The sequence below is a fragment of the Archangium sp. genome (genome assembly GCF_036389735.1).
Lineage (GTDB): Bacteria > Myxococcota > Myxococcia > Myxococcales > Myxococcaceae > Archangium.
This window is the reverse complement of sequence record NZ_DASVWK010000666.1, coordinates 1-10,369: the sequence shown is the minus strand read 5'-3', so window position 1 is coordinate 10,369 and position 10,369 is coordinate 1. Positions and strand designations below refer to the sequence as shown.

Genomic DNA, 10,369 nt, shown 5'->3' with positions numbered 1-10,369 from the left:
GCTCGAACGCGGCCAGCGCGCTCGCGAGGGTGTTGCGGGTGACGCCGGCGGAGCCAAAGGCCTCCTGGAACCGGGCGGCGTACCCGGGATCCGCGGCCAGCTCGCGCTCGAGGGCGGAGAGGTCCCGGGCCATCTCGTTGGGATCCGCGAAGGGGACGAGCGCCTGCTCCTCGAGGGTGGCGGCCCGCCCGTCCCACAAGTAGGGGCCTCGCGACTCCAGGTTCAGCAAGGCGGGGGTGTTGCGCTTCAAGCGCACCTGGTTGCGACCCACCGCGACCACCCGGCCGTCCGAGAACCGCTTCCCCGGATCATGACAGCTCGCACAGCTCAAGCTGCCATCGCCCGACAACCGGGGATCGAAGAAGAGCTTTCGTCCAAGCGCGACCTGGGGATCGCCGCTCGACGGCGTGACGAGCGGGCGCAAGGGTTGAAGCGCCCGAGGGTCCACCGGAGCAACAGGGGCAACCTGGGCGACGGGCTCGACGGGCACGGACTTCGTGCAGGAAGCGGCGGAGAGGACCCCCCAGAGGGCCAGGGCGATGGACGAGCGGGACATGGATTGGCTCAAGTCGACAGGGGGGTTGGGTCGCTCCCACTTGCGCGGTGACGAGCCCAAGAATAGGAACCGGGGCGCTGCCGTTCTCGCCCCAGCCCGACAAACGATAGGGCAAAACGGACAGAAACCCACGATGGCACTCCTCGACCCAGACCAGACCGAGCGTGGGGTGTTCGTGCTGTCGGAGCGCTACGAGCCGATGGAGGGGCCCTGGCACGAGCACCGGCGCGCGCAGCTCATCCACGCGAGCGAAGGAGTCCTGACGGTCCGCACGAGCGAGGGCCGCTGGGTGGTACCGCCCCAACGGGCGGTGTGGATCCTCCCGGGAATCGCCCATCAGGTCTCCTCGCGGAAGGCGTTCTGGCTGAGAACGCTCTATGTGGAACCGGGGGTGGCGCCCCTGCCGGCCGAGTGCTGCGTGGTGGGCGTGGACCGGCTGGTGGATGAGCTGCTCATCGCGGCGTCGGAGTTCGGGGCCGACTATCCACCCGGAGGGCCCGAGGAGCGGTTGATCCAGGTCATCCTCGACCGCCTGCCCCAACTGAAGGTGTCTCCGCTGTACCTGCCCGCGCCGAGAGATCCGAGGCTGAAGGGCCTGACGGAGGCGCTGACCACGAATCCGGCGGACGGGCGAACGTTGGGAGAGCTGGCGGGGGTGGCGGGGATGACGGAGCGCACCGTGGCGCGGCTGTTCCTCAAGGAGACCGGGCTGACGTTCGGACAATGGAGGAGGCAGTTGCGCCTGCTCGCCGCGCTGGAACGACTGGGGGCGGGGGAGAGCGTGAGCAACGTCGCGCTCGACGTGGGCTACGAAGACGTCTCGTCGTTCATCGCCGTCTTCAAGTCCGCCCTGGGAGACACACCGGCACGCTACTTCCGCTGAACCGGTGACCCGAAGCGGGACGACTCACAAAACCAGAGTTCCCGAGGCACACTTCGAGTAACAACCCCCTCCCCTCGGGAGAGGGACGCGCTTGGGCCAGGGGCGCCCCTGGGCCTCCCTCAAGGCCGGAGGCTTTCCTGATATGAGTGGGAGGCACTCCGGGAAGAGGGCCAGCCATGCACGTAGGGCATCCACGCCAGGCATCAGGTGCCACGGACACCACGACCCTCACGAACGGCGCGGAGGGGGAGCTGGCCGAGGGCCACGAGCAGCGGCTCGCCGTCGTTGTCCACCACGAGCATGGCGCCGAGCTGGGACTGCTCAAGCCCGAGGTTCCCTTGACCATCGGTCGCGCCGAACCCTCCGAGCTGCGCATCAACGACCCTCGCCTCTCGCGGCTCCATGCGCGCTTCCTGCTCTCCGACAACCGCATCACCGTCGAGGATCTCGGCTCGAAGAATGGCTCGTGGATCGCCGGCCGGCGCATCGAGAAGGCCTTCCTCGAGATCGGTGACGAGCTCCGGCTCGGAGGGCTGTCCGCTCGGATCCACGCGCTCGGCCGCTCGGGGCAGTCGCTGCGCTTCGAGGGAGATGAAGCCTTCCGGCGCGCGGTGGAGGAGGAGGCGACCCGAGCCCGGCAGTTCCACCGCCCCTTCGCGCTGCTCGTGGTGCGCGCCGCCCGGGACCGGAGTGACGGCGCGCCCCCCTCGCTCGAGGAACATGTCCACCGCTGGCTGGAGCGCGTGCACGGCCAGCTGCGTCCCGTGGACCGGATCGCCCCCTATGGCGCCAACGCCGTGCAGCTCCTGCTGCCGGAGAGCGGGCCCGAGGAGGCGGTGCGCATCGCACGCGCCATCGCCACCGCGCCCCGAGCCTCCGGGCCGCCGCTCGTCGTGGGCGTCTCCCTGTACCCCGGGGCCGCGGGCACGGTGGAGGAGCTCGTCGAGCTGGCGCGCGCGGCCGCCAACCGCGCCAGTGCCGAACAGCCCGTGGAGGTGACCTCGACGGCGCCCTGGTTCGACAGCGGCACCATGGCCGAGGGCTCCCTCATCGCCGGAGCCGCCATGCGCGCCCTGCTGGAAACCGCGCGTCAGGTCTCGGCCTCGCGCGTGCCGGTCATCCTCCAGGGAGAGACGGGCACGGGCAAGGAGGTGCTGGCCCGCTTCCTCCATGACCAGGGGCCTCGGCGCTCCCAGCGGATGGTGCGGGTCAACTGCGGCGCCATCCCCAAGGAGCTCGTCGAGAGCACGCTCTTCGGTCATGAGCGCGGGGCGTTCACGGGCGCGGGACAGCTGAAGCAGGGCGTCTTCGAGGAGGCCCACGGCGGCACCGTCTTCCTCGATGAGATCGGCGAGATGCCGCTCGCGGCGCAGGTGGCGCTGCTGCGAGTGCTCGAGACCGGCTCGTTCAGCCGGGTGGGAGCCAGCAAGGAGCTCACCGTCAACGTGCGCGTCATCGCCGCGACGCACCGGGACCTCGAGGCCATGGTGGCGGCCGGTAGCTTCCGGGAGGATCTCTACTATCGGCTCAACGCCATCGTCCTGGACATCCCCCCGCTGCGCGAGCGCGAGGACGAGCTCGAACCGCTCGTGCACCGGTTCCTGCGGCTCGCCAACGAGGGCAACGGCCGCGACGTGCGGGGGCTCGAGTCCGCGACGCTGGAGCTGCTGCGGGCCTACTCCTGGCCAGGCAACGTGCGCGAGCTGAAGAACGCCATCGAGCGCGCCGTGGTCGTCGCACGGGGAGCGCTGCTGGCTCCTGGCGATCTGCCAGCGCGGGTGCAGGCGGCGGGTGCGGCGGAGCGCCCCGCTCCCGCGCCCTCCCCCACCGAGCGGGCAGCACCCGGGCCCGTGCTGGAAGGAGCACAGGCCCGCGAGCAGGTGCGGGGTTATGAGGCGCACCTCGTCCAGGAGGCGCTCGTCGCGACGGGCTGGAACCGGAGCGAGGCGGCGAAGCGTCTCGGAATCCCGGTGCGGACCCTCTCCTACCGGATGAAGGTGTTGGGGCTCAAGAAGCCGTAGTCCTCATGACACCGTCCCGACAGCTCGAGCCCTCCGAGGTGCTGCCTTCCCTCCTGGGGCCCTATCGCATCACCGGCCTGCTGGGCCGCGGCGGGATGGGGGTGGTCTACCGCGCGGAGCACCGCGAGCAGGCAGTGCCGGTGGCCCTCAAGACGGTCCGGGCTCCCTCCGAGGTGTTGCTCGCGGGCATCCGCCGGGAGATCCACGCGCTGCGGCGACTGAACCATCCGGGCATCGCTCGCATCCTCGACGAGGGCCTCTCCCACGGCCTGCCCTTCTACGTGATGGAGCTCTTCGAGGGGGGAACGCTGCGCAGCCGCCTCGAGGCCCCGCGGTGGACCCGGCGCCCGGGAGCCGTCGCCGTGGAACCCACCGCGACGTGGCTGCCCACCTCCACCGACGCCACCGTACCGGGCCCGGTGCCCCCCTCCCTTCCAGCCCCTGCCTCCGCGCCCCCCAGGCTCGACCTGCCCGCGCTCCACGCGCTGCTGTCCCTGGTTCGAGGGCTCTGCGCGCCGCTGGCCCACCTGCACGGCGAGGGCCTCGTCCACCGCGACCTCAAGCCCGAGAACATCTTCCTCCGGGAGGAGGGAGGGCCCGTGCTCGTGGATCTCGGCATCGCCGCCTCGTTCAGTGGCGCTTCGAGCCGGGAGGAGCTCGCCGCCGAAGGGCGTGTCATGGGCAGCGTGGCCTACATGGCGCCCGAGCAGCTCCGGGGCGAGCTCGTGGACGCGCGCGCGGATCTCTATGCGCTCGGCTGCATCCTCTATGAGTGCCTCGTGGGCCGCCCACCCTTCATTGGCGCGGGGGCGGGCTCCATCGTGTTCCAGCACCTGAACGAGGCACCGGTTCCCCCCTCGCGCCAGGTCGAGGGCGTCCCGGAGGAGCTCGAACGGCTCGTGCTGCGGCTCCTCGAGAAGCGCCCCAACGATCGGCTCGGCTACGCCGAGGATGTGGCCCAGGCGCTCGACGCGCTGGGTGTCGGGGGGGAGGAGCGTGAGGGCCCGGGGCGTCCCAGGAGCTATCTGTATCGCCCCGGGCTCGAAGGCCGCGCGGGCCCCCTGGAGGAGCTGGGGAGCGCGCTGGAGCAGCTGCGCCGGGAGCGGCGGGGACAGCTCATCCTCCTGGAGGGGGAGAGCGGGGTGGGGAAGACGCGGCTCGCCCTGGAGCTGTCCCTGCTCGCCACCCGGCGCCAGGTGAAGGTGGTGACAGGGCAATGCACGCTGTGGAGCATGACGGCCCCGGAGCAGGGCCGGGCGGCCGTCCCGCTCCACCCCTTCCGCCCGCTGCTTCAACTGCTCGCGGATCGCTGCCGGGCGCGGGGAGCCACCGAGGCGGAGCGGCTGCTGGGCACGAGCGGCAGGTGGCTCGCCCTCTACGAGCCCGCGCTCGCGGAGCTTCCCTGGGTGAAGGAGCAGCCGGAGCCCCCGGCGTTGCCACCGGCCGCGGCCCAGCAGCGCATCCTGGAGACGCTGCGCAAGGCGCTGCTCGGCCTCACCGAGGAGCAGCCCCTCCTCCTCGTGCTCGATGACTTGCAGTGGGCCGACGAGCTCTCGCTCGCGTTCCTGAAGGTGCTGGCCGCCCGGGGAGGTGAGCCAGGAGTGCTCATCCTGGGGACCTGTCGCCTCGGGGAGACAGGCGCCGAGCTCACGCAGCTGCTGAGCGCGCCGGGGGCCCGGAGGATCGCGCTCGGCCGCCTCGACACCGGGAGCGTGGGGGCGATGGTGGCGGGGATGCTGGCGCTGCGCGAGTCACCGACGGAGCTGGTGGACTTCCTGGCGGACAGCTCGTCCGGCAATCCCTTCTTCATCGCCGAGTACCTGCGCGCGGCCATCGACGAAGGGCTGCTCACGCGGGACCGGGCGGGGGCCTGGCACCTGCGCCAGCCGGGAAAGGGCGCGGACCTGATGGCCCGCCGCGTGCTCCTGCCGCGCACGCTGGCCGAGCTCATCGAGCGCCGCTTGTCCGCGCTCGGAGAGGACGGGCAGCAACTGGTGGAGTGCGCCTCGGTGCTGGGGCGCGAGTTCGACGGCGCGCTGCTGCCCACCCTGGCCGGGCTCTCGGAGATGGCGGCGCTCGACGTGCTCGGGGAGCTGCGCAGGCGGCAGCTCATCGAGGAGACCGCCTCGGGGCGGCTGCGCTTCGTGCACGACAAGCTCCGGGAGCTCGCCTACGAGCGCACGGCCAGGGAGCGGCGGCGCTCGCTCCACCTGGGCGGGGCCCGGTTGATCGAGGCGCGCGCCCAGGACGTCCCCGATGCCTTCCCGGATCTCGGGCACCACTTCTCGCAGGCGGGCATCCACGACAAGGCGCTCCTCTACCTCGGCCGCGCGGCGGACCGGGCGCGGGCCACGTACGCCAACGGGGAGGCGATCCGGCTCTACCGGGCGGCGCTCGAGGAAGTGCCGCGGACCCGGTGCGAGCCCTCCGCGGCCCTCTCGCTCCACGAGGCGCTCGGAGATGTGCTCGCGCTCGTGGGGCGGCACGAGGAGGCCCGGCACGCCTACGCGCGGGCCCTGGGACACACCGCGCCGGAGCACGGGCTCGAGCTGGCACGCCTGCACCGCAAGAGGGGCAAGGCGTGGGAGATCCACCACGCACATGACGAGGCGCTCTCGGCCTACCGCACCGCGGAGCAGTCGCTGGGCGAGCCCCCGCTCGAAGCCCCGGAGGCGTGGTGGAACGAGTGGCTGCACATCCAGATTGAACAGCTCGCGGTGCACTACTGGACGGCGCGGCTGGACGTGATGGAGGAGCTGTCGCGGCGCATCCAGCCCACCGTCGAGCGCCACGGCACGCCGCTGCAGCGGGCCCGCTTCTTCGAGGTGCGAGTCCAACGCAACCTGCGCGCCGAGCGCTACCTGGCGTCCGGGGAGACCGTGCGCTTCGCGCGGGACTACCTGGAGGCCAGCGAGGCCTCGGGAGATCCGGACGAGAGCGCCGAGGCGGGCTGTGTGCTCGCGTGCGTGCTGCTGTGGCACGGCGCCCTGGAGGAAGCCGCCGACCGGATGCTCGCCACGGTGGAGCGTGCCAGACGCACGGGGGACGTGGCCCTGGAGGCGCGGGGGCTCACCTACCTGACGCAGATCCACCGCAGGCGCCGGGCCCTGGAGGCGACACGGGACTGCGCCGAGCGGAGCCTGCGGGCCGCCGAGGCCGGGAACATGACGAGCTATGTCGGCGCGGCCCGGGCCAACCTGGGCTGGGTGGCCCTGCGCGAGGGCCGCCCCGATGACGCGGAGCGCCACTGTCAGGCGGCGCTGCACCTCTGGGGCACCACCTCGCTCATCTACCCCTTCGAGTGGATGGCCTTGCTTCCCCTGGCCCTGCTGGAGCTCCAGCGTGGACGGCCAGCCGACGCGGCGCTCCGGGTGGCGCGCCTGTTGCATTCAACCCAGCAGTGCCTGCCCGACACGCTCTCGGCGGCGCTCCAGGAAGCCCAGGAGGCCTGGAGCAGTGGTCGCGAGCGGGACATATGGGTGTGCATCGAGCGTGCGCTCCAGGAGGCGGAGCGCGCCGGCTATCTATAGACACCGGCGCCTACGGGGCCACAACGAATCACCACAGGGGAAGAGCGGGACATGAAAAAGAATAAAGTCAAAATCCATAGCTCGACGGAGACCAGGTTGGAGGTTGGCCGAAGCACCGTACTCACCGCGTCCGGTTACAACGGGCAGGTCACCTGGAAGGTAGACCACGAGCACCTCCTCAGTCTGAAGAACCCTCATAGTTTCAAGTGCGAGGCCGAGGGAATTGGCTTTGGAAAGGTCACGCTCACCGTGACCGACAAGGACGGCGACTCGGAGCCCTTCACCCTCTATGTCGGCTCGGTGATCATCGCCGCGGCCGACCACCAGTACTGGCAGCTCACCTCGGACGGAGCAGTGACGTCCCTGACGTTGCCGGAGAAAGACAACCCCGTCGTCAACCTGGTCAATGCCAACGCGATCGTCGCGGACTTGACGCCCATGCCAACGTCAGACGCCGTCACGTGCTACGTGTTGAACCTCAAGAGCTTCACGCTCAAGTGATTCAAACATCGCCCAAGGGCTTCCACTCCGGGACCCACCGCCTCGTCCCGCCCGAGGCGACGGTGGCGCGCGTGCAAGGACTCCTGCCCATCATGGGCATCACCCGCGTGGCCAACGTCACGGGCCTGGACACCATCGGCATCCCCGTGGTGATGGTCATCCGGCCCAATGCGCGCTCGCTCTCCGTCTCGCAGGGCAAGGGGGGCGAGCTCGCCTCCGCCCGGGCCTCGGGGCTGATGGAGGCCATCGAGCTGTACCACGCCGAGCACATCACCCATCCCCTCAAGCTCGCCACCTTCAACGAGCTGCGCTTCACCCACCGGATGGTGGACGTCACCGCGCTGCCGGCGCTGTCCATCAGTCAGTTCCACGGCCACTTCCGCACGCTGTGGATCGAGGGCAGGAGCCTCTTCGACGAGGGCTCCACCTGGGTGCCCTACGAGCTGGTCCACATGGACTACACGCTGCCGCTGCCCTCGGGGAGCGGCTCGTTCCTGATGAGTTCCAGCGGGCTGGCCTCGGGCAACCACCCGCTCGAGGCCGTGAACCACGCCCTCTGCGAGCTCATCGAGCGCGACGCCACCACCCTCTTCCGCCTCTCCGGCGAGCAGGCCCGGCACCGTCTCCGGGTCGACCCCGCCACCGTGGATGACCCGGGCTGCCGGGCCCTGCTGGAGCAATACGCCCGCGCCAGGGTGGAGGTCGGCAAGCGGCTGTTCCATGCCGACCGGAGCTGGCCCGGGCTGCTCAAGAAGGGCCGGGAGGCGGGGCTCGACGCGGCCGGGCTGGAGGCGTGCCGTCGCTTCGTGGCCGAGAGTCGGGTGGACCAGAAGCGGTTGGATGGCTTGAGCCTGCTGCGCACCCTGCGCGCGAGGCTGGAAGCAGGCCTGCCACCCAAGCAGACCCGCTACGCCTTCGCCCACACGGACTCGTGGGAGCACATCCGCCAGAAGGCGGAGGCCGTGCGCTCTCCGCGCTCAGAGGGATAGGGGCACTGCTGGCGCCAGGTCTTCCGGCAAGTTCGTGCCGGCAAGGTTCTCCTGGCAAGAACTTGCCGCTTCGCGCGGCGCCCCCCAACCCCTGACCTGCCTGAATGGAGGGATGGCGCGGGTTTTCGGCGCCGTCCCCCAGGAAACGGGCGGCATGTGGCTTGCTGAATACTCGAGCACCACCCCTTGAGCGGTAACACGCTCACCAGGAGAAGCACGCATGTCGAAACTCACTTGTATCAGCGCGGTGATGGTTGTCTCGGGCCTGCTCGCGGGATGTGACCCCGCGACGACCACTGACGGGACGGGAGAAAGCCCGGCGGATGCGCTGTCAACTGGCTCCAACACAGCGTTTGGCACGGCCGAGCAGGGGCTGACCGTTATCAACTCGCACTGGTGGTATAGCACGACCGCGTCGACCGTGGCTCTCGGAAGCGCTTCGGACCGGGTCTGCTTCCTCAACAAGATGACCGGAGACTTCGATCTGGCCGGCAATACCATCGGGACTACCACCCTCTGGGGGAACTGGTACCTCGGTGGCTCCGCGGACGCGCCGGGCGTTGGAGCGCTTACGCGGTGCGTGTCCGCCACGGCTGGGAGCTATACACAGGAGTATTCGTGGAGCCAGGGTAACCCAGCGGTCAACCTGGGCAGTGGGAATGGTCGCGTGTGCTTTCTCACGCAGGTGCAAGGAAACTTCAATGGTGGGGCCGAACGTGTCGGGACCTACTTGAGCGGGGGAAACTGGTACCTGGGAGGCAACTCGCAGACTGCGGGCGTGGGGGCGAAGGCCAGGTGTGTCAACGCGTCCTCCTACTCGGGTGAGTATTCCTGGAATCAATCCATGAGCTCTCCGCCGATCCCGACTCCAACAGGACGGTCATTTGTCCCAATGACGGCTCGCTGTTCAGGTGGCAGCCGAACATCGCGGAAAACGACGTGTTCTGGTTCAAGGACATGAAGTATTCGCTGTCCGATATCCTCAGCTCGCCGGTGAAGGAACAGCAGAAGCTCATCGACCGGCACGGGTTGGTCGAGATGTTCACCGGCGGCTACATCTTCCAGACCTACCTGAACCCCTACAACTTTCACCGGTGGTGGTGCCCGGTGAACGGCGAAGTGCTGTTCAAGCCGTTCGCGATTCCCGGCTGTTTCTTCAACAAGCTGGTCCTCCCGGATTTCGGCGGCGCGACTACCGCCTCCCTGCCCTATCTGGCCCAGGTGAACGCACGGGGGCTGATCGTCTTCAAGACCAAGGATTACGGCCATGTGTGCTGCATTCCGCTCGGGATGAGCGAGGTTTCCAGCATCGAGTTCGACCGGGCGATGACCAAGGGGGCGACGGTCAGGAAGGGGCAGGAAATGGGGAAGTTCAACTACGGCGGCTCTTCGTTCGCGATCATCTACGAGAAGCTGCCCGGCAAGGAGCTGGTCTTCGAAACCGCCAAGGGCAAGAAGTTCCCTCAGCGGCCGGTCCTGCCCAAGTCAAGCTCGGGGACTGGCCAGAACGTGACGAACATCGGCGCGCAGATCGGCGTCTGGAAATCCGTATGAGCATTCATGCCTGAACCCAGGACTCGCTGACCCAGGCGCGGGTTGACGCCAAAGGCGTCCTACCTCACTGCCCGAGCGACTGGGGGGGCGGCCTGGCACTGAACGAGGGCAGGTAGCACTTTCCCTGGTACTCGTAGAGTTCGTCCGGGCACGGAGCCTTCAGCTCGTGAGGTGACCAGCAGGCGCCGATGAGCTCGACCTCGATGTGGCGACTGCATGGGGGGCGCTTCTGCCCCTTGAAGGGCTCACGCGGGAGCGGTCGCGCGAGCACGGGTTCCCCCTGGGGCGTCGTGTCCGTGAGCCGACCGCTGGTGAAAGGCTCTGGCATCCCCTCC

Annotated in this window: 7 protein-coding genes and 1 pseudogene; 6 read left to right on the top strand and 2 right to left on the bottom strand. The window is 69.4% G+C overall.

The genetic code is table 11. The annotated features are described in order from the left end of the window. Positions 1-556, bottom strand: a 556-nt coding sequence (locus VF794_RS23475) for a cytochrome-c peroxidase (protein ID WP_331114024.1), incomplete at its 3' end; no start/stop codon positions are given. A gap of 133 nt (positions 557-689) precedes the next feature. Between VF794_RS23475 and VF794_RS23470 the strand changes: the two genes are divergently transcribed. The 6 genes from VF794_RS23470 (at position 690) to VF794_RS23445 (ending at position 10,034) form a co-directional block, all read left to right on the top strand. Then, a complete protein-coding gene (locus VF794_RS23470; RefSeq protein ID WP_331114022.1) occupies positions 690-1,439 on the top strand; it encodes an AraC family transcriptional regulator in 750 nt (249 codons plus the stop codon). A gap of 176 nt (positions 1,440-1,615) precedes the next feature. Further along, positions 1,616-3,460 (top strand): sigma 54-interacting transcriptional regulator, encoded by a 1,845-nt coding sequence (locus tag VF794_RS23465; protein ID WP_331114019.1) that lies wholly within the window; start codon positions 1,616-1,618, stop codon positions 3,458-3,460. Positions 3,461-3,465: 5 nt separating this feature from the next. Next, positions 3,466-6,990 (top strand): serine/threonine-protein kinase PknK, encoded by a 3,525-nt coding sequence (locus tag VF794_RS23460; protein WP_331114017.1) that lies wholly within the window; start codon positions 3,466-3,468, stop codon positions 6,988-6,990. Positions 6,991-7,041: 51 nt separating this feature from the next. Next, on the top strand, positions 7,042-7,491 hold the full coding sequence (locus VF794_RS23455) for a hypothetical protein (RefSeq protein ID WP_331114016.1): 450 nt from the start codon (positions 7,042-7,044) through the stop codon (positions 7,489-7,491). Further along, entirely contained in the window at positions 7,488-8,480 is a 993-nt protein-coding gene (locus VF794_RS23450; protein WP_331114014.1) for a YcaO-like family protein, read from the top strand. The genes VF794_RS23455 and VF794_RS23450 overlap by 4 nt, the downstream gene beginning before the upstream one ends. Before the next feature lie 831 nt (positions 8,481-9,311). Beyond that, entirely contained in the window at positions 9,312-10,034 is a 723-nt protein-coding gene (locus VF794_RS23445) for a phosphatidylserine decarboxylase (protein ID WP_331114026.1), read from the top strand. Positions 10,035-10,098: 64 nt separating this feature from the next. Here the strand turns inward: VF794_RS23445 and VF794_RS23440 are convergent. Then, positions 10,099-10,369 (bottom strand): annotated as a pseudogene (locus tag VF794_RS23440) (hypothetical protein); the annotation flags it as partial.